Here is an 18,863-nt window from a genome sequence, read left to right as displayed (position 1 = left end):
AAAAAATGAGCTGGACTAAAGGAGATGAGATAATAGCTTCTAAATTAAATAGTGAAAATCATACTCCATCATGGAATTTCTCATGGTCTGATCCCAACAGTAAAACTACAACAACAGGGACTTATCTTTTCTATGTTCATAATTGTGGAGGTACTTATAATCCAATAATTATAGATTGGTATATAAATGTATACACAACATATTCTTGGGGAAATTATGGTCCAGATTTAACTATCTGGATAGAAAAACGACAAGCGGATGGGACACCTATAAAAAGATATACAATTTGTGATTTTGAAAATAAAACAGATACTTGGGATGGAGAATTTTACTATAATGAATTAACAAGTTATTTTGGTTCAGCTGAAGGCTGGTATTACATTTATGCAAAGTGTGAAGGTGATAAACATGGTGGTGGATCTGTTGCAATAAAGGCTTACGGATATCCTCCAAATTCAGCAGCAGGAAGACCTCTAAGATATTACAATGGGCCAACTTCAAATGGATTTACAATAGGTAAACAATTGAGTGTTGAAAATCTAAATAATCATAAGATAGGAACATATTAAACAGGAGAAAAAATATGAGAATTATAATTAAAAATTTAGAAGGAACAGAACTATTAAATTCTGAATTTGTAAGTGTAAGTGTAGATGATAAATTATTTTCCTTTAATTTTAAATCTACATCTTTAATTGATGTAAATTTAGATACTGATAAAATTTATAATGTATCATTTGAAAATTCTTCAGAAGTTGGTTTAGTTGACACTATGATAATGTCATATAGCTCTTATTATTACAATGCAGCTACAGCTTTAACAACTAATGAACAAGGAGAAGAAGTTTCAATTATTGTTGCTAATTCAAATACTATCACCTTAAAAAAATATTAAAAACAAAATGAATTTAGAAGATCAAATAAATGTAAAAGAAATTATTAAAACAATCAAAAATCTAAAAATTAAAAAGCCTTCAATTTTAGATCAAACATTTATATCAAAACCTTTGATATTAAAAAATGTAAGTATTTTGCAATTAGTTTATGATAAAAATAGCTATAAAATAAATAGGTATTATTTATCATTAAATAATAACTTTGAAATAGTTTTAGATGCCAATTATAAGTTTCATGCTTTTAATATTTTCAAAAACGATATTTGCTATTCTCATAATCAATTAGGCAATTTAATTAATACCTACTATATTAAGGAGAAGACAGAAACTCTAGATATATTAATTACAAAATCAAATGGAGATATTTATTATCATCCAAACAAAACAATAACTAATTCTCAATATCTAGAGCAAATTAGAAAAAATTGGGGTAAACAATTATTATGCTATTCAAATAAACTAGATAGAAGATTATGCTTTTATATTCGAATTAACAAAAATATTTATTGGGATATTGAGTCTATTTGGATTGGTTAATTAAACATTGAAAATTCTTCAAAATAGATGTTACAATACTTATATTATTCAGGAGGATTTTCGATTATGAAAATAATAGATAAAAAAACAAAAAAAGAATATTTAATCATAACAAAACTGGGACCATATAAAGAAATCAAATCGGGAAATGCGGGAATAATACCAAGAGGGGGAAAATATCAAGTAATTAATTTGGAGAATCAAAAACAAAATACTTTAATATTTAAAAACCAGAATTTAAATTTTAATAACACTATAGATTCCAAATTAGAGGTTTTAATAGATGAAATTATACAGTCATAATAAATTATTAATAAAAACAAATAGAAAATATTGTGGCTTTTTTGCTCTTCTAAAATTAACTTTATTTGATACTTTAATTAGAGCTAATTGGGAATATAATATAATATTAATTATTTTGTTTATAATTCCCTTTAAGTTATCTAATTTTTATATTTTAAATTTAAATTCGAATTGGACAAATCTATATTTAGGGAGTATTATAGCAATTTTTTCTTCAATCAATATTAATGAAGGATATACTTTATACAAAGATGAAAAAGAATGGAGAAAATATTATCGAGGATTTTGTATTAATTCTTATAATAATATTTTATATCAATTTAATATCTTAATTAATATTTTATTAATTAACTATATCCTAAATCCGTATAAATCTTAATAATTGATAATTATAGCTAATTTTTGGCTATTTTATAATTGAATTATTTTGTTGTACGGATTTTATCTTGTCTATTTGTTTTAGCAATTTCTATTTTTACATTTTATTCCATTATTTTGATAGAAGAAAGAATAATATTTTTAATTTTTTCCAAATACAACTTTTTTCAGTCATACTAAACTCTTCTAATTGATATTAGAAGTATTATTTCTGTTGTTTTGTATTTATATTATTTGAGTGTTAAACAGAAAGCGGAAAATATATGTTAATAAATTTATCAATTCTTAATAACAACCCTGTCCAAGGATTATTCTTATAGAGTCGAAGCACTTTATTTCTTCCTTTTCTCATATATCTGGCACTAGTATAAATAATATCTCTTAATATTGTCTTCATTCTAATTCTATCTTTATTACCCTTAGTTCCTTCAGGTAAATAGAATTGATTTAATAATGTAATATCTCCAATTATTCTCAAAATGTTATAAGCATTAGTAATAGCTGCTAATAACATTTCATTTACTCTATATTTACCAGATGCTAATCTTTCAAAGTTTAAATCAGTTTTTATTTCACTATGATATTGTTCACTTGTTGCATGATCATGATATAGATTAACTACTGTTATTGCATCTTCAATAAGGTTAGTCCAATAAAGCTCTACTTCTATTTCTGGAAATAATAATATATTACCTTTTTTATCTTCATAAATCTCTTTTATCTTAAATGCTATTTGAGCCTTATTTGTAACATTTTCTTTTCCTACTGGATACATTTGGGTAAAATAACCATAGTATACAGTTGTTTGTCTATAATCATATGATATCTTTTTATCATATAATGATTTAGCTCTTTCTAATAAATCTTGTGAATAGTCGTTTCTTCTACATTTTTTCTTGATAATAAAGTTAACATTATTTTTATCAAGTACATTAATAGTTTCTACACTATCATGACCACTATCAAATCTACACAACACTTTACTATAATCTTCTAAAGTAAGTATCTCTTTAGCATTATCCAATACCTTTTGAACAAACGGTATTGAATCTTTTTGAGAATGTTGTTTTCCAGGTCTAAGTTCAGCTCCAATACAATAAGAGCCTAAGTAACTCATAAGTGGTGCAAACCCATCTTCCCCTTTATATGTTCTAGAACATTCTTCTTTATTGCATTTAGGATTAATCATAGGTGTTACATCAAAATCTAATGGAATATATTTTTCACTTATCTTTTCACATGGGAAAGAAACTTTCTTTAGTAATTCAATATTAACTAAATTACAATGTTCAATAAAATTTGCACTACGTTCTTTCTCTAAATACAATCTTAGTGTTTCTTGAGCAGGAGTGAATTTAAGATTTAAACATTCTTTAAATACTTCATTATTTCTAAATTGCTCTACATCAGAAAAATTAGTAAATCCCATAGAGTTTAAACCAACTAAGGTTTTATATATAGTTTCATTTTCTAAAAGACTTTTAGATTTAAGGGTATCCAAATCATATTCAGCATTATCATTAACTTTCATCATTGCAAATGTTAAAATTTTAGAAATTAAGTTTAAACCTGCTTTACTCTCTAGTGTAATTGTTGTAGAATCAAAATCAATCATTTGGCCTCTCCTGTTACGTTTTTTGTGATAATTTAATTGTAACATAAGAGGCTTTTTTAGTCTATAATTTACTATACATATGTTGATATATTTTACTTATTTTGTATTCTATACGGATTCAGGTATATAAAAGAAGAAGAAGATCATATTTACGATATTAATTTAAAATTCAACGAAGTATATAAGAAAACAGATCTCCCAAATTTTACTTACAAGTACAAAACATTATTAGAAGTATTAAATGAATACAAAAAAATGCTAGAAAAAAATTACAATTATAAGGGTAAACCAAATTTAAAGCCTTTTATTATTTCAACTGCTGATGGTGAAAATATAATAAAAAACATTAAATCAATTAATAATAGTTTTAGAATGATTTCAACATTTATTTCTGATAATAAAACAGCTACTAGAGAAAAATTGATTATTACTGAATTGAATTATATGTTTTTCGATATTGAAAACCAAAATAGCAATTCTTCTATTTTAATTTACACTTCTACTATTGTAAGAATAATCGATAAATTAAATACTTTAAAAATTCATTAGTTTGTATTTCGCAATTCTATAATAAGTAATTCGCGAAATTTATTTTTATAATTATTAAAGGAATCTTTAAACATAAAGATTTTTAGGATTAAACTGTTTAATTTATTGTTTATTGTTTAAAAACCTTTTTAAACGGTTTAAAGATTCTCTGAAAAATTATGATATAAATCCAATAAATCTAATAATTTCGCTATTTTAATCATTATTTCTTAGAATATATTATTCATTTTACTTATAATTTACAATATTTTTATAAATTCAGCAATTGAAGATACTAATTCAAACTAGAAAGTATATCCTAAATATTATGCTATATTTTCTTGTATTCTTGCAGAGAATCTATTACCTATAAAAATTTGATTTACCACAGCATTTAAACATTCACACATAGTATCTACAGTTGTTTGACTTACCTTTTTTTGACTTATTTTGTAGACACAATACGTGTGAATATATGGTTTATCCATCTATTCCTCCATTTCACTATCGATTGCAATTAGTTGAAGAACCTTAGCAATAGATAGAGCAATATCAGCTCTTTTATCTTCATCAAACATTTCTAAAGCTTTTTACACATATCAAACGATATATCAGATCTTTTACAGGAGCTTAGTTGCACATCTTGATATTTTTTACAAAGTTCTATTTGTCTTATGATGTCATCAGAAGTTAGGTTATTCATTGTTCTAGATAGAATATTTAAATACTCCCTATCAAATTCTTTATATTCTTTTTGAACAACATCTTCACTTAGAAAATTTGGATGAGCTTTTTCTTCCCATTTTTGATAGGCCAACTCTTGTTTATTATCCTACCCCTTAGGCTTATATTGAGGTTTAGATTTTCTTAGGGTATAAACTTCTTCAAATAAATTAGATATTTTTAATTTCATCTACTGAATAAAGTTTATCTTCAGTTGGAGAATAAAGGCACAACCAACGATAAGCTGTAGATTTTGACAATCCTATTTCATTCAAATAAGTTAACCAAGTTCTTTCTTTACTTATTCCCATTTGGGAAGAGGCACCCTCTTTTTGTATAGTAGTTTTAACTCATTGACCATTTAAAGATACTCTTGCCCAATATAATTCTGACAATATCTAGTGAACATTTTTATAATTAAGCTAATAAAAATGTTCCAGTATTCACCAATTCATCATAATTCCACTCTATACTAACCTCTTGTAATTTTTCCCATTTTTTAATTTTTTGTTGCATTACACATAAATTAGTGTAATAATAGTTTCAAGGTTAAAATATTAACCTAACTCAATATTAATTCCGATTTATCATTATATTAATCTAATAATAGCATATTATTAGACTTAATGAGGATAAATATATCGAGTTATAATAGACAAAAGAAATTAGAAAATATTTTAATGATTCTCAGAATAAATTTTCAAGACGTTTTACATAAACCAATCAATTTATTGCTGTTATGAAAATAAAGGCCTATTCTAGATTAATTAAAATTACAATTATTACAACTTGGCATAAATATAAATTAGTTATTATATGGTGGAGGTAAAATGTTTAAGAAAAAAATGAAAACGAATTATTGAAAATAATCAATTCAAGAAAAATCATGGATTGATTCTCATTAACAAGTAACAACTATAATAATCAGTAAAGATAATTTTTCATTTCCTTTATTAAAAAACAAAGTATTAGTACCCCCTTGAGAAGAATAGGGCTTAGAGGACTTTTCAGAAGAACGTTTACTAATTTTAAAAAGATTTGTAAAAAGGTTTCCTAAAGAGAAACAATTTTAGCTGAAGTTATAGAAGATTCATTGAATTGAGTTCAGCTCTTTTATGGAAATCTAGTTGTATTTGCTCACAACCTTATTGAAGGTAATAAAATATATGTAATCTCTGTTGATAGTGAACTATTAGTTAAAAGACTTGAATTTGATCACTTTGATAAAAAGTTAATTATTAAAAGTGAAAATCCTAGATATGAAGTTAAAGTGGTTGATCCTGAAAGGGCTCAAATATTAGGAAAAGTTGTTGGTTGGTTACACCATCATCCATATTAATAAATATAATTAAGGCGAATATAATGAACATAGAGAATCAAGAGCTAATTGCTTATCTAAATGAGGGAACACCACTAAAGGCTTTTACTTGTCCACATTGCTCTACATATAGCAATTTATTTGGAAATCATTTAGAAAAAATCACTTTCAAAATAAATAAGAATATTGAAGGCACTAGCCTTGCTATTCATTGTCCAAAATGTTATAAAACATCAATTTTCTTTATAACAACCTCAAAGGAAAATAGCGAAAAAGGATATATTAGTTTTATGTTTATAGCTGAAAAAGTAAATTCAATAAAACAAATTTTCCCAAAAGAAAATAGTATTGCTAAAACACTACCTGATTATATACCTTCTCAATTAATAACTTTATATGAAGAGATGTGTGAACTTTTCCCTATAAATATAAATGCTTCAATTTTATGGAGTAGAAAATGGTTAGAAAAGTTTATCATTCTTTATTGGAACGATATACCAAAAACGCAAGATTCTTTATATAAAAAAATACAATGGCTTCAAACTGAAAAGAAAATAGAAGATAATCAGTTATTAGATGATTTGAGATTTATAAGTAATAAGGGCGGTCATATCGAATCCCCAACGGAAGAAATAATTTTTACTAAAAATGATAGTGAACTTTGTATTTCAATAATAGAAGATTTAATTGAAGAATATTATATAGAACCCTTTGAAAAAAATAAAAGAAAAGAAAACTTACATGCATTAAGAGAAGTAACACAAAATAAAGCAGATAGGATAAAAAAATCAAAAGGAGTATTAAAGAAATTACAGAATTAGCAAAAACATGTTCTGAACCTATATGTAAAGTAATTGACTATACCTTAGGACCAATATTTAAACCTATTGAAAAAAATAACTACAGCTAAAGCGGAATGTTATATTTCAAACATGCAACAACAAAACAAATATGGACTTACTAAAAAAGAATTCCAATCTTGGAAAAAAGAATGTTTTTTTGCTGAACAAAAACAAAATAATATGGCAAGTGTTCTACAAAAAGCTATACCAAACATAGACACTAATAATGAAAAAATAAATTCAATATCCCCAGATTGGTTTATGAACTATAGAGAAAAAGCTTCTTTAATCTAAGATGAAAAAGTACAAATATTATGGTCAAAGATTTTATCAGGTAAATCAATAATCCTGGAAAGTATTCACTTCACACATTAAATACTCTTTCTATGATAGATGTGAAAACGGCTACACAAATCAACAAACTATTTCAATATGTAGTAAAAATTGAAGAAAAATTTTATTTATTTTGTCCTTATTATACTCCTTTTTTTGCTGTACCAGAAGAATACACTATTTATGATAATGATTTAATACAAATAGAATCATTAGGAATAATAAAAACCTATAACAACTTAGGAGTAGCAAAAAAAGTATTTAATGAATATAAAGAATATAATTTATTGTATTTTGATAAAAATATTCCTTTTTTCTCTTTAAAGAATAAAAACGGGAAATATTTCATAAACTTAGGAATTGTATCGTTAACAAAAATTGGTAAAGATTTTTTTTCATTAAATAAGCAAGAATTTCATCAAATCATATTTGACTTGATGGTACACGTTTTAAAAAGTGATAAATGATATAAAATCGAATCTTGAAAATAATAAAAAAGGAATGAATCATGGAAATCAAAAAAAAATTAGAACAAAAAATGGAGGAATTTAACACTATTTTTGAAAAATATAATAAATATTTTGCAGAAAATAGTAAGTACACTTTCGCAGAAAGAAATTTAGTTAGAACAGAATTATCAAAATGCGTTAAAGAAATTGAACAATTAAGGTTAGATTATGATGAATTAATTGGATTTAATACAGCCCAAAAAAAAATTCATGATTTAGTTTTTAGTGTTAATACTAAAAAAGAAGGATTTATGGATATCTCATCTTATAATAAAAAATTATCAAACTTTGAAAAATTAGTTTATACAATGTATCCTTCAATCAAATTAAATCTTGTGGCAATTACTACAGGAAGTACTGGAGTTATTATGGATTTTGAAAAAAACAATCCAGATGATCCTGAAGAGTCACAAAAGGAAAATCTTTTAATTGAACAACATAAAGAAAGTATCTCTGAGTTTATTGGGTCAGTATTAAAAATGGCACAAAATGATACTGAAAAAGCATTAACCGATACAAATGAAAAAATAACTAAATTACAATCAAAATATAAATATCCTGATAAAAAATTTAAAAATATTTTAAAAGCTTCAGTTGCTATAATCAAAGATGATCAAGCTGAAGGCGAAACAATAAAAACACTTTCTGTTAATACAGAAACCATAGATAAAGGACTATTTATTGATATAAAGGAAAAAGTAAAGGAAAGAAAAAGACTTTCGAGAGTAAATAGTGAAATTAATAAATTCTTTAAAGAAGAAGAACCGCTTGTTGTTTCTGGACAAATGAGACAAATTGAAGAATGGGAAAAAGAAGAAAAAGCCGGGCACAAATTTGTATTAGTCGGTGAAGAAAATAATGAAGAAAAACAATATACAATAAACTATACACCTCAAAAGGAAATAGTTTCAATTATAAAACAAAAAGTTGGAACGTATGTTAGTGTAAAGAGATACAAAAAAGGAAGTTCATGGTGGCTAGAAAACTGGGTTTAATTATTATATTAATAGTTTCATTTGCTAATTTAGAAATAATTGCAGAAAAAATATATTTCCCCTCTTTTAAAATAAATACTCAGATTAATTCACAACTAGAAAAAAATATGGATTATTCTCAAATAGACATTAACGAAATGATTGACAATAAATATGCAGCAACTTACAATGCTATTACTTTTTGGTCATGGGCTATTGGAATTTTCATTGCTGTTTTTGGAATTTTAACCTATAATTATTTAAGAAGAAAATACAATCAAACAATATCTGAATTAGAAAAAAGCAAAAGGGAGTTAAAAAAATCAAAAAATGAATTTGACGCTATAAATGAAGAATTTAATAAACTTAAAAACCAAATTGTAGCTATACTAAAAGATATTGTCTCATCAGATTTAAAAAAATTTAACTATAACAATTTAGATACAGATAAAGAGGAGGATACAACATTGTTAAATCGTTTAAATACTATTAACAATATTGAACCTCTAGCTGCTCAACAATTATTAGCAAAATCAATAATATATGCAAGAAAGGCTAAATATGATGAAGCTATAAAAATATTGAAACAATTAATTGATAAACAAAATTTAGAAGTGATAAAGAAAAGTGATTTATATTATAAATTAGGCTATTGTTTTTCTAAAATTGGAGACAATTCATCAGCAATAAAGTTTTATACTGAAGCAATTGAAATAGATAACAAAGATTATGCTTCTTACATTAATAGAGGAGGAATTTATCTCTTAGAAGGTCTGAATAAAAAGGCCTTAAAAGATTATACAAAAGCAATTGAAATAGCACCAAAAAAAACTAGCGGATGGACATGTTTGATTAATTTATATTTAAAGGAAAGAAATTTAGAAATGGTAAAAATAATTCTTGACAAAGTAAATTCTTTTAACATAACTTCTGAAAACATTAAATATAATGAAATTTGTTATTTAACTTTAAATAATGAATTACCCAAAGCAAAAGAAGCCTTAGAAAAGTTTATTAAAAAATATCCAAAAAGAAAAAACGAAATTCTTAATGATGGAGATTTAATTAAGTTATTAAAAGAATACCCAAATATTAATAAATAAGACAAGATATTATTTCACATCCTCCCGTTTTGATACACTTCAAATAGGAGGTTTTTTTATGGAAAAATATATCAATCCTATTTTACTTATTCTTATTCCATTCTTAAATGGCTTTGGAATCATTCTAAAAAAGGCTACTAAAGATAAGAATAAATCATTTATCAAATCAACAGTTCATATTCCATTCTATATATGGTTTCTATCTGTTGTCTTCTCAACCCTAATTGGTTTCTTCTATAGCACAAATAAAGGATCATCATTAATATTTGTTGCAATTATGATTTATGGAATAATTCAAGGATTTGTTGTTGCATTTATTTCTATGGGTATATACGACACTGTAAGATTAAAGAGGTAAAAATATGTGGAAAAAGATTAAATTTAAGCTAAATAGAAATAGATAACTTTCAAAACAAGCAAAGCAAAATATTTACTCTATTAAAAAAAAATACAGAAGAAGTAAAGCTATAGTTGAATCAATTGCAGAAGGACTTACCAATATTGAAATCCCAATTAAATAAAGTTCAAACGATTCAAAAAGAATTGGAAAGATCAACAGTTAAAATATCGACATTAGTCAAACATTATATAACAGATATAACAAGAATCTAAGGAATCTACAAATACATAATGATATCTTCTCCTTTCTGTTATAATCATTCGACATACGTAATAATTAATTACCTTATATCGCTTAAAAAGCTATGGTTTATTTTACCCACTTATTTGTTGTTGATATTAATAAAAAGGAGAAATTTACAAAATTATTTTTTATCACTTGCAAATAGTTTAGAATCTTTAGCTATAATATTTTTTATTAATAATGTCCATAATTAAGCATCTACAATAATATTAATAAGCATACGAGTTTAATAATTTATATTGTTAATCTATAATACAAAATTTAATATTTGAAAAATTTCACTTTCCAATTTCTCGTAAAATAATAAATTTTCTATATAAACACTTTATTTAAAAATGTTGAAACCTCAACAATTATCTTATGAAGAACTGAAATTGATTCAATACAATCTGTAACTTCTAGACTATGGTTACCATCAGAAATTGAATATAATCTTAAGTTCTTGTTTTTTTTCAATTTTTCGATATCGAGATCTTTAGCATATTCATCTTTACCACCAAAAATTAACAAACTCTTGAACTTAGCTGATTGTAAAAACTCACTAATATCATAAGCTTTAAGTCCTGGAGTAAACCAAATTACACTTTTTGTCTTAGAATATATTATTTTAGATTTTAATAAATTATAGCAAATAGTAGTACCTAATGACTTTCCTATAAATATATAATCTTCATAAGAACTTTTCTCAAGATACTTCTTAATAATCTCAATATCACTTTCAAATTGTTTTTCTTTTAAGTCTTCACTTAAAGAGAGAAACTTCTCGTTGAGAGTATAGCCTAAATCAATTTTCAATATATCAGTATCTTTCTCTTCTAATAACTTATTAGTATAGTAAAATAATGGCTTATCTAAATTATAGCCAAACCCAGCTATTAAAACTGTTAACTTTTTGCTTTTGTTATTTTTAATCATTGAAATTGCATAAGGACTTTCAAAGTGTAAATCTGTTTTTTTAAAATTATTCATATTTAAAATTCTAACCTCCCACTAGTTTAATTATTTTTATTTTAAATATCTTTTATTAAAAAAGTTGTATCAAAGAAAAATCAAATTACTAAATGTAAAGAGTTATTTTTTAATATTTTTTCTAAATCGTAAACAACCAAGGTCTCTCAATAAACAAAACTAATTCTAAAAGCTTCTCATCAAAATCTCGATATTCTTTAGGCATTTGAGGATGAATATAACCAAAGAATTCTGTCACTTCATTATTTAAATATATTACTTTTAAATTAAATGAGAAATTCGATGATGAAGGTTGTTTACTAATTTGCCATTTAGAAAAATCTAAGTCATTAAAAAATTTCTCCACATCATCTTTATCTATAGAATAGTCATATATTTTCATTTGTCCTAAAAAAACCATTGGATATAATTTTTGTCTTATAACACCTTCTTCAGATATTTCAATCGATTGTTTTACATATTGAGGCATTCCAGGTTTTTGAACTTCTAATATTATTTTACTTATTGTTTTCATTATTTGCTCCTATTTAAGGATATCATGATAAGATGTATTTCTAAAGCAATATTTAACACATTTAATTATTCTACTAATAAAAACACAATTACATAAAAAACTATTATGTAAGTATCAAATATATAAGATAGATAAAATCCCATATTAAAATAATTCAATATTTACAAATAGTTATTTAAAAAAAAAATATATATAAAAAATGTTAGTATTATAAAAAAAAGACTAACAATAAAAGGTAAATGTGATACTATATACTCTATATTACTAGGAGAAAACTATATGAATAAAGTTATTTTAGGGTTAATGATCCCATTTATAGGAACAACTCTCGGTGCAGCTATGGTATTATTAATGAAAAAAGATTTAAGTAATCATGTTCAAAAAATACTGCTTGGCTTTGCCTCAGGTGTTATGATTGCAGCTTCAGTTTGGTCTCTACTCCTACCTGCTCTCGATATGGCAGAATCTCAAGGTACTATTGCTTGGATTCCAGCAGCAGTAGGATTTTTATTTGGTGTCTTTTTCTTATTAGCATTAGATAAAATTATCCCTCACCTTCACGCATATAGTGATCACCCTGAAGGCTTACACTCTAATCTCAAAAAAAGAACAATGTTAGTATTGGCTGTAACGTTGCACAATATTCCTGAAGGAATGGCAGTAGGTGTTGTATTTGCTGGTGTTTTAGCTCAAAACCCTCTTATAACATTATCAAGTGCTTTTGTACTTGCAATCGGTATTGCAATTCAGAACTTCCCTGAAGGTGCAATTATTTCAATGCCATTACATGCTGAAGGTGTTTCTAAGAAAAAATCATTTTTATATGGAACATTATCTGGAATTGTAGAACCAATTGCAGGAATATTAACCATTTTCTTAACTCAAATTATTGAAGGAATGCTTCCTTATTTATTATCTTTCGCAGCTGGAGCAATGATTTATGTTGTTGTTGAAGAATTAGTTCCAGAATCTCAATTAGGCGACCACTCTGATATTGCAACTATTTCAGTAGCTATTGGCTTTGTTGTTATGATGGTTTTAGATGTTGCTCTAGGTTAATAAAAATAAATATATACTAAATACAAACATAGAGAGCTTAATGCCCTCTATGTTTTTCTTTATGTTTAGCTTTTTTTAAACTGAATATTTTATCTTTCTCATATTCATTTTTAAGCTTTCTGATAGTTTTTTGACTTTTCTTCTTTTCTTCATATTGAAGTTGCAAAGATATTTGAGCCTTTGTCCCTATTGGACTTTTACTCATTTCTCTTTTCGCTTCCTTTATCTTCCTCTTAGCATTAACTTTCTTGATTTTACGAACTTTAGCTAATGGAATTGGCTTGGAAAAGGTAAGATGACAATAATTCTCACTTATAAATTCTAAAAACTGAACATCAGTGGGTTCTTTATAAAAAAACAATAATGAATGGACGACCAGGAGGAAGGTTACTTACAGATTAACTGCGTCTGGACTACCAACCAGACTTGTGTTTTTATCATTATTTCAACTTTTAATATTTTACATCATAATAAATTAAAAATAAATATGTTACTTTGCTATAAAATCAATATTTGCCTTTCTTGCTTGGCTCATTAATAATCCAGTATTAATTTTATATAGTTTATTATCCTTTAAGAAATTTGTTCCAAGTTGTCTAAAATTAAAAGAAACATTTCTTTTTATACATTGCTCTCTTATGTTTAAAACCCAATCATAATTAAGAACTCTCGCATTAATATCTGATTCTCCACCAACTACGACTAATTCAATATTTGATAGATGAGATGATAAATCGATAGGCCCTAGCAGAGGTTGAGCGATTATGTTTCTATGTTTTATTGGAAGTTTATCAAATATATTTAATCTATAATCTGCATTTTGTTGATTTTCGACAGTACAACCAATAATTACATTATCGTAGCCAGATGCCCAATCTTTCGGTAAATGTTCTTCAAGACGATCGATTCTTTTCGTTAGAAATAAAAATGTTAAATCATTTCTTTCTCTAATCATGCTCCAACATTCATCTCTCCATTTGTCGGCATCTTCTATTAAAAAATCAGACGAGAAACAAAGATTTACAAGTTGATTGGACTTCATTTTATATTCTCCATTTTTCTTTTTCTCAATCGGAGCATAAAACTTATTAGTTTTCACAACCTTTTCTGTATCAACATTTCTTTTATAATCACCTTTATGAATGTAACAAAATTTACAACCTTCACTACATTTATGACACCCTCTAAAGGGATTCCACATAGCCATATTCTACTTTCCCCAAAAAAATAAATTTATTTTTATTTTATCACATGCTAGTTAGAAAAAAGAAAACCCTCAAATTGATAAGCCAATCAATCTAAGGGTAATATAACAATTAAATTTATTTACTATAAACACGAATAAATGAATCTGCATTATCAACTTCAACCGTTAATTGTTCTAAAGAATCCAGAATATCTTTAATATTCTCAGGATTAAAATTTGAAAAATCAAAATTCATACCTTGCTCTTTTAATCCGTCATTTATTTGCTTTTGAGCATCTTTAGGGATTAAACCAGCAATATTAAATCCTGCTTTAATTAGAGCAAAGGGTACTTTTACAGAAACCTTACCTAGTTTCTTTCCATCAGGAGTATCTTTAGGCTCTACAGTAACATATAAAAATTTACCTTTACTACTTTTATTAGATAAAGCAAGATTAACCTCTTCATTTAAAGTTGCATCTAATAATTGATTAGCTTCTTCAACATTTATTTTTCCAGAAGATAGCATTTCTAAAATTCTTTTTCTCTCTTCATTCATAATTTTCCTCACTTGATATTTATCATTATTTTAGTCTCTGCATTATCAATATTGATTTGGGTACCCTTTGCAGAACTAAAAATACTAGGTAGATTTAAAAATATTTTTAAATAGGCTCTCGCACTTAATGTTGTGTCTCCAATAATAAGCAACAAAATATATACACTAACAACCAATAGATAAATGGGTAATAACAAAACATATATTAAAAATAATGGGAAAAAAAACCTAAATAATCTTCCCCTCTTAGTTAAAAAATATCCCCATATAATCATCGCCATTATTTATGTAATTCCTTTAAAGCATCTTTAACATCTATTTCACCAGAAGAAATCTTATCTAAAATAGTAGATATAGATTTATCCTCTTCAACTTCTTTTATATTTAAATCAAAATTATCTATTTTCTTAGATATTTCATTTAATTTATTTTTTACAGTCGGATAGCTGATATTGAATATAGCTTCCATCTGTTTAATAGATCCATGTGTTTTAATAAAAGCTACAATAAATTTTTGATCTTCTTCACTTAGTGTTGCTATATTAGAAAGCTGAAAATCACCCTCAATAGTTATATCATCTTCAGGAATAAAAACTTTTTTAACAACTATCTTTTTCCCTTTACTTAAATCTAATATTTTTTTCCAATTGTGCATTTTATCTCCTAACTAAGAATAAAATAGCATTAAAATATATCAAAGTCAAGGAAATTATTAAAAAAATTAATAATTAAATTAAAAAATATTAACTTTTTTAATTTTTATATTCAATTTTATTAATTTTATTATTCACTAACCTTTAAAAATTTAAATAGAAAAAATAAATTAAAAATTTAATCTTGACAAAAATATTAAATGAGTTACTATTTACTTAAACGCTTAAGTAAAGGATTCAATTATGTATAATATAGCTTCCTATACCACAGGAAATGAATTTATATCATTAGACAATATAAATATAAAAGATGCTTCAATACAAAATCTCACTACCCTACATATGCAATCAAAGGGGCTTTTAGATTTTAGAGGAGAAAAAGATCCCCTTTTTAAAGTTAATTTGTCTGCAGATGGAGAGAATATTGAATTTAAAAATATAAAATGGACACTAATAGATTACTGGATTTTACAGGCCAATATTAAAACTGATGAAGAAATTATTGAAATAACTATATTAACACCATTGATGAAAAAAGGCTTTGCTTATGATGTTTTAATAAAGAATAATACAAATAAAACTAAAATATATGATATTAATTTTAATGGTAGATTAGATTCATTATACCATTTGGTTAATGAAGAAAAAAACTTTGATGGCAAATTTGAAGCTTATCATAGCAATTGGAGCAATGGGCCTGTTTTTTCAATAAGCAATGGCTTTCCAACAATTGCTCTATCTCCTCTCATTCTAGAAGACACAAAATGGACTTATACCAAAGAAAAACCTTTAACTTACCAATCATCAACAAAGTTAACAATTAAAGCAAATCAAAAAGATAATCTAACTTGCTTTTGGGGTGTTGGATATGAAGAAGTCTCGTCAATCACAGCAGCTATTGATATGAAAAGAACAACTTTCAATTTTCTATTAGAAGAAATGAGGACTTATCTTAAATCAATAATTATTACGACTAAAAATGAAAAATTTAACAACTTGTTAAATAGAAATTTGCTCTTTAATTTATTTTATTCAACTGGGATAACTATAGATAGTGAAGAGAGAGTTTGTGTTACAAGCAGATCTCCAAAATATTATGTTTCAGCTGCTTATTGGGACAGAGATAGCTTACTTTGGTCTTTTCCCGCAATTGTTAACTCTGATAAAAAAGTTGCTAAAGAAATTATTGATTATATTACAACAAAACAACATAAAAATATTGGTATTCATAGCAGATTTATCGATGGTTCAGTACTAGAGCCTGGCTTTGAATTAGATGAATTGTGCTCTTTCATAATTGCTTTAGATTATTATATTATTAACTCTTTAGATTATAATATTTTAAAAGACAATAAAGTGATTAACTTAATAAATAAGATTTTAAATATTTTAGATACAAAAAAATCTAACTCCCTTAATTTATATCAAACTTTCCTTCAACCAACTGATGATATGAGGGTGTATCCATATTTAACTTATAATAATGTACTAGTCTGGAAAGTGTTTAAAATTCTAGAAAAATGGAATTTTAATAATAAGGGTGAATCTTTTTATAAAAAAGCTAAAAATGTTTATGATGCTATAAATTCTCACTGTATCAAAATTATAAAGGGAAAAAACCAATTTATTTGGTCAATTGATGAAAATGGAAATTGGGATATATATGATGAACCACCTGGTAGCCTTATTCTTTTACCTGTTTTTGATTTTATCTCAAAAGATAATGAGATTTATAGAAATACTGTTTCAACTATCTTAGATGAATCATACAAATATTCCTTTAAGAATACCCCATTTGGAGCTATTGGTTGTCCTCATGCCCCTCATCCATGGATTTTGAGCCTTGCAAATAGTGTAAGAGTTTTTCAAGATGAAGATGCTTTAAATAAATTAATTATGGCTGAAATGGATAACGGTTTAGCTTGTGAGAGCATAGATGAATACACTGGAATTTGTACTACAGGAAGAGCCTTCGCAACTTGTGCTGGTTATTTAAGTTTTACCCTACTCTCTCAAGTTTCAAAATTTAAATAAGAACTTTTAACTTGACAACTCTAAGAGATGATGGTTACAATTACTTAAACGTTTAAGTGAGGTTAATTAATAAATGGCTAATAGAAGAATAAATATGAAAGATATTGCAAAAGAAGCTAAAGTATCAGTGGCTACAGTATCTTATGTTATAAACAAAAGAAAAGATCAAACAATAGCCCCTTCTACAATAAAAAGAGTTGAAGATGCTGTTAAAAAATTAGGCTATGTTCCAAATCTAGCAGCCAAAGCCTTAGTTGAAAACAAATCTTATTTGATTGGCGTTGTAATTCCTCAAACTGAACCTGGTAAACGTTTTATGTTCGCAAATCCATTTTATGGAGAGCTTCTATCTAGTATTGAATATAATGCTAGAGAAAAAGGTTACCATGTATTGATAAGCGGCACAAATGTAGATCAAAGTTATTTAGAAATTGCAAATAAAAGAAGTCTAGATGGAATAATAATAGTTGGAATTCATCCAGATAATTACTATGAAAAATTAATTTCAACTTCAATTCCTGTTGTTTTAATTGATAGTTATTGTAAAAATTTACCTTTCAAAAGTATTTCTATCAAAGATAGAGAAAGTGCTAAAATGGCAACTCAATATTTAATAAATAAAGGTCATAAAAAAATTGCTTTTGCTTCAGGTGTAATTACTGACAATGGTGTAACTTATGAAAGATTTTTAGGATATAAAGAAGCTTTAAAGGAAGCTAAAATTCCACTCAATGAAAACTTTATTTTTTCTGGAACAGTATCACAGGATTATGGGAAAGAATTAGGAATAAGTATTGCTAACTTAAAAGATAGACCTACTGCCATTTTCTCTACAGCAGATATCATTGCCTTTGGTTTGATAAATGGGCTTAAAAAATCACATTTAAATATTCCAGAAGACATTTCAATTATTGGGTTTGATGATACATGGATTGCAAGAGATTGCGATCCACAACTTACAACTATTAAACAAGATGTGGTTAAAAAAGGTAAAAAAGCTGTTGAACTTTTACTAGATAAGGAATGTACAAACGATAATATCGTATTAGATATAGAATTAATTGAAAGAGATTCAGTATCCACTTTAAAGGAGGAACATTGATAAAAAAAATCCCAGATAGGTTATGAAAGGTTTTATCTGGGAAAAGTATTAATAAAAGATTACTAAACTTTAAAAAAAGTATAGT

The 18,863-nt window shown here is 25.8% G+C and carries 26 protein-coding genes; 16 read left to right on the top strand and 10 right to left on the bottom strand.

Features of this window, described 5'->3' with window-relative positions; all coding sequences use genetic code 11:
• Window positions 1-5: 5 nt before the first annotated feature.
• The 5 genes from ACZ5SO_RS01210 (at window position 6) to ACZ5SO_RS01190 (ending at window position 2,115) form a co-directional block, all read left to right on the top strand.
• Window positions 6-569 carry a hypothetical protein gene (locus ACZ5SO_RS01210; protein ID WP_464626215.1) on the top strand — a complete coding sequence of 188 codons (564 nt, stop codon included), beginning with the start codon at window positions 6-8 and terminating at the stop codon, window positions 567-569.
• A gap of 14 nt (window positions 570-583) precedes the next feature.
• On the top strand, window positions 584-895 hold the full coding sequence (locus ACZ5SO_RS01205) for a hypothetical protein (protein WP_464626214.1): 312 nt from the start codon (window positions 584-586) through the stop codon (window positions 893-895).
• Window positions 896-902: 7 nt separating this feature from the next.
• Entirely contained in the window at window positions 903-1,433 is a 531-nt protein-coding gene (locus ACZ5SO_RS01200; protein ID WP_464626212.1) for a hypothetical protein, read from the top strand.
• 66 nt (window positions 1,434-1,499) lie between these two features.
• The gene (locus ACZ5SO_RS01195; protein ID WP_464626211.1) at window positions 1,500-1,736 is read left to right on the top strand and encodes a hypothetical protein; all 237 of its coding nucleotides are present in this window, start codon (window positions 1,500-1,502) and stop codon (window positions 1,734-1,736) included.
• Window positions 1,717-2,115, top strand: coding sequence for a hypothetical protein (locus ACZ5SO_RS01190; RefSeq protein ID WP_464626210.1), 399 nt, complete (start codon window positions 1,717-1,719; stop codon window positions 2,113-2,115). The genes ACZ5SO_RS01195 and ACZ5SO_RS01190 overlap by 20 nt, the downstream gene beginning before the upstream one ends.
• A 240-nt stretch (window positions 2,116-2,355) precedes the next feature.
• Here ACZ5SO_RS01190 and ACZ5SO_RS01185 read toward each other — a convergent pair whose 3' ends face one another.
• On the bottom strand, window positions 2,356-3,729 hold the full coding sequence (locus tag ACZ5SO_RS01185) for an IS1380 family transposase (protein WP_464623994.1): 1,374 nt from the start codon (window positions 3,727-3,729) through the stop codon (window positions 2,356-2,358).
• Between the two features lie 255 nt (window positions 3,730-3,984).
• Here ACZ5SO_RS01185 and ACZ5SO_RS01180 point away from each other — a divergent pair, with 255 nt between their 5' ends.
• Complete coding sequence (locus ACZ5SO_RS01180) at window positions 3,985-4,278, top strand: hypothetical protein (protein WP_464626209.1); 294 nt, start codon at window positions 3,985-3,987, stop codon at window positions 4,276-4,278.
• Window positions 4,279-4,583: 305 nt separating this feature from the next.
• Here the strand turns inward: ACZ5SO_RS01180 and ACZ5SO_RS01175 are convergent, their stop codons facing one another.
• The 3 genes from ACZ5SO_RS01175 to ACZ5SO_RS01165 all read right to left on the bottom strand — a co-directional run bounded on the left by ACZ5SO_RS01175 (window position 4,584) and on the right by ACZ5SO_RS01165 (window position 5,291).
• Window positions 4,584-4,745 (bottom strand): hypothetical protein, encoded by a 162-nt coding sequence (locus tag ACZ5SO_RS01175; RefSeq protein ID WP_464626208.1) that lies wholly within the window; start codon window positions 4,743-4,745, stop codon window positions 4,584-4,586.
• 92 nt (window positions 4,746-4,837) lie between these two features.
• On the bottom strand, window positions 4,838-5,074 hold the full coding sequence (locus ACZ5SO_RS01170) for a hypothetical protein (protein WP_464626207.1): 237 nt from the start codon (window positions 5,072-5,074) through the stop codon (window positions 4,838-4,840).
• A gap of 76 nt (window positions 5,075-5,150) precedes the next feature.
• On the bottom strand, window positions 5,151-5,291 hold the full coding sequence (locus ACZ5SO_RS01165) for a hypothetical protein (RefSeq protein ID WP_464626206.1): 141 nt from the start codon (window positions 5,289-5,291) through the stop codon (window positions 5,151-5,153).
• 836 nt (window positions 5,292-6,127) lie between these two features.
• On the opposite strand from ACZ5SO_RS01165, the gene ACZ5SO_RS01160 reads away from it, so the two are divergent.
• The 7 genes from ACZ5SO_RS01160 (at window position 6,128) to ACZ5SO_RS01130 (ending at window position 10,417) form a co-directional block, all read left to right on the top strand.
• Window positions 6,128-6,319 carry a S24 family peptidase gene (locus ACZ5SO_RS01160; RefSeq protein WP_464627827.1) on the top strand — a complete coding sequence of 64 codons (192 nt, stop codon included), beginning with the start codon at window positions 6,128-6,130 and terminating at the stop codon, window positions 6,317-6,319.
• A 23-nt stretch (window positions 6,320-6,342) separates the two neighbouring features.
• On the top strand, window positions 6,343-7,119 hold the full coding sequence (locus tag ACZ5SO_RS01155; RefSeq protein ID WP_464626205.1) for a hypothetical protein: 777 nt from the start codon (window positions 6,343-6,345) through the stop codon (window positions 7,117-7,119).
• A 66-nt stretch (window positions 7,120-7,185) separates the two neighbouring features.
• On the top strand, window positions 7,186-7,434 hold the full coding sequence (locus ACZ5SO_RS01150; protein ID WP_464626204.1) for a hypothetical protein: 249 nt from the start codon (window positions 7,186-7,188) through the stop codon (window positions 7,432-7,434).
• Between the two features lie 44 nt (window positions 7,435-7,478).
• Entirely contained in the window at window positions 7,479-7,940 is a 462-nt protein-coding gene (locus tag ACZ5SO_RS01145; protein WP_464627826.1) for a DUF2806 domain-containing protein, read from the top strand.
• A gap of 41 nt (window positions 7,941-7,981) precedes the next feature.
• The gene (locus tag ACZ5SO_RS01140) at window positions 7,982-8,977 is read left to right on the top strand and encodes a hypothetical protein (protein ID WP_464626203.1); all 996 of its coding nucleotides are present in this window, start codon (window positions 7,982-7,984) and stop codon (window positions 8,975-8,977) included.
• Entirely contained in the window at window positions 8,956-10,059 is a 1,104-nt protein-coding gene (locus ACZ5SO_RS01135; protein WP_464626202.1) for a tetratricopeptide repeat protein, read from the top strand. Before ACZ5SO_RS01140 ends, ACZ5SO_RS01135 begins: the two co-directional genes overlap by 22 nt.
• Window positions 10,060-10,117: 58 nt before the next feature.
• Entirely contained in the window at window positions 10,118-10,417 is a 300-nt protein-coding gene (locus tag ACZ5SO_RS01130) for a hypothetical protein (protein ID WP_464626201.1), read from the top strand.
• A gap of 597 nt (window positions 10,418-11,014) precedes the next feature.
• Here ACZ5SO_RS01130 and ACZ5SO_RS01125 read toward each other — a convergent pair.
• Together ACZ5SO_RS01125 and ACZ5SO_RS01120 are read right to left on the bottom strand one after the other, a co-directional pair.
• Window positions 11,015-11,671, bottom strand: coding sequence for an alpha/beta family hydrolase (locus tag ACZ5SO_RS01125; RefSeq protein ID WP_464626200.1), 657 nt, complete (start codon window positions 11,669-11,671; stop codon window positions 11,015-11,017).
• Between the two features lie 121 nt (window positions 11,672-11,792).
• The gene (locus ACZ5SO_RS01120; RefSeq protein ID WP_464626199.1) at window positions 11,793-12,185 is read right to left on the bottom strand and encodes a hypothetical protein; all 393 of its coding nucleotides are present in this window, start codon (window positions 12,183-12,185) and stop codon (window positions 11,793-11,795) included.
• Window positions 12,186-12,464: 279 nt separating this feature from the next.
• Between ACZ5SO_RS01120 and ACZ5SO_RS01115 the strand changes: the two genes are divergently transcribed.
• Window positions 12,465-13,244 carry a ZIP family metal transporter gene (locus tag ACZ5SO_RS01115; RefSeq protein ID WP_464626198.1) on the top strand — a complete coding sequence of 260 codons (780 nt, stop codon included), beginning with the start codon at window positions 12,465-12,467 and terminating at the stop codon, window positions 13,242-13,244.
• A 37-nt stretch (window positions 13,245-13,281) separates the two neighbouring features.
• Here the strand turns inward: ACZ5SO_RS01115 and ACZ5SO_RS01110 are convergent, their stop codons facing one another.
• From ACZ5SO_RS01110 to ACZ5SO_RS01095, 4 genes are all read right to left on the bottom strand, one after another.
• Entirely contained in the window at window positions 13,282-13,605 is a 324-nt protein-coding gene (locus ACZ5SO_RS01110; RefSeq protein WP_464626197.1) for a YjdF family protein, read from the bottom strand.
• Window positions 13,606-13,734: 129 nt separating this feature from the next.
• Window positions 13,735-14,451: a DUF5131 family protein gene (locus ACZ5SO_RS01105; RefSeq protein ID WP_464626196.1), complete on the bottom strand. Its 717-nt coding sequence runs from the start codon at window positions 14,449-14,451 to the stop codon at window positions 13,735-13,737.
• Between the two features lie 115 nt (window positions 14,452-14,566).
• Window positions 14,567-14,989 carry an SHOCT-like domain-containing protein gene (locus tag ACZ5SO_RS01100; protein ID WP_464626195.1) on the bottom strand — a complete coding sequence of 141 codons (423 nt, stop codon included), beginning with the start codon at window positions 14,987-14,989 and terminating at the stop codon, window positions 14,567-14,569.
• Window positions 14,990-15,269: 280 nt separating this feature from the next.
• Window positions 15,270-15,644: a DUF2089 family protein gene (locus ACZ5SO_RS01095; RefSeq protein ID WP_464626194.1), complete on the bottom strand. Its 375-nt coding sequence runs from the start codon at window positions 15,642-15,644 to the stop codon at window positions 15,270-15,272.
• Between the two features lie 241 nt (window positions 15,645-15,885).
• Here ACZ5SO_RS01095 and ACZ5SO_RS01090 point away from each other — a divergent pair, with 241 nt between their 5' ends.
• Window positions 15,886-17,676: a glycoside hydrolase family 125 protein gene (locus ACZ5SO_RS01090; protein WP_464626193.1), complete on the top strand. Its 1,791-nt coding sequence runs from the start codon at window positions 15,886-15,888 to the stop codon at window positions 17,674-17,676.
• A 73-nt stretch (window positions 17,677-17,749) separates the two neighbouring features.
• Window positions 17,750-18,778, top strand: coding sequence for a LacI family DNA-binding transcriptional regulator (locus ACZ5SO_RS01085; protein ID WP_464626192.1), 1,029 nt, complete (start codon window positions 17,750-17,752; stop codon window positions 18,776-18,778).
• The last annotated feature ends 85 nt before the right edge of the window (window positions 18,779-18,863 follow it).

This window comes from Pleomorphochaeta naphthae, assembly GCF_055396005.1.
This window is presented reverse-complemented; position numbering and strand designations above follow the sequence as displayed.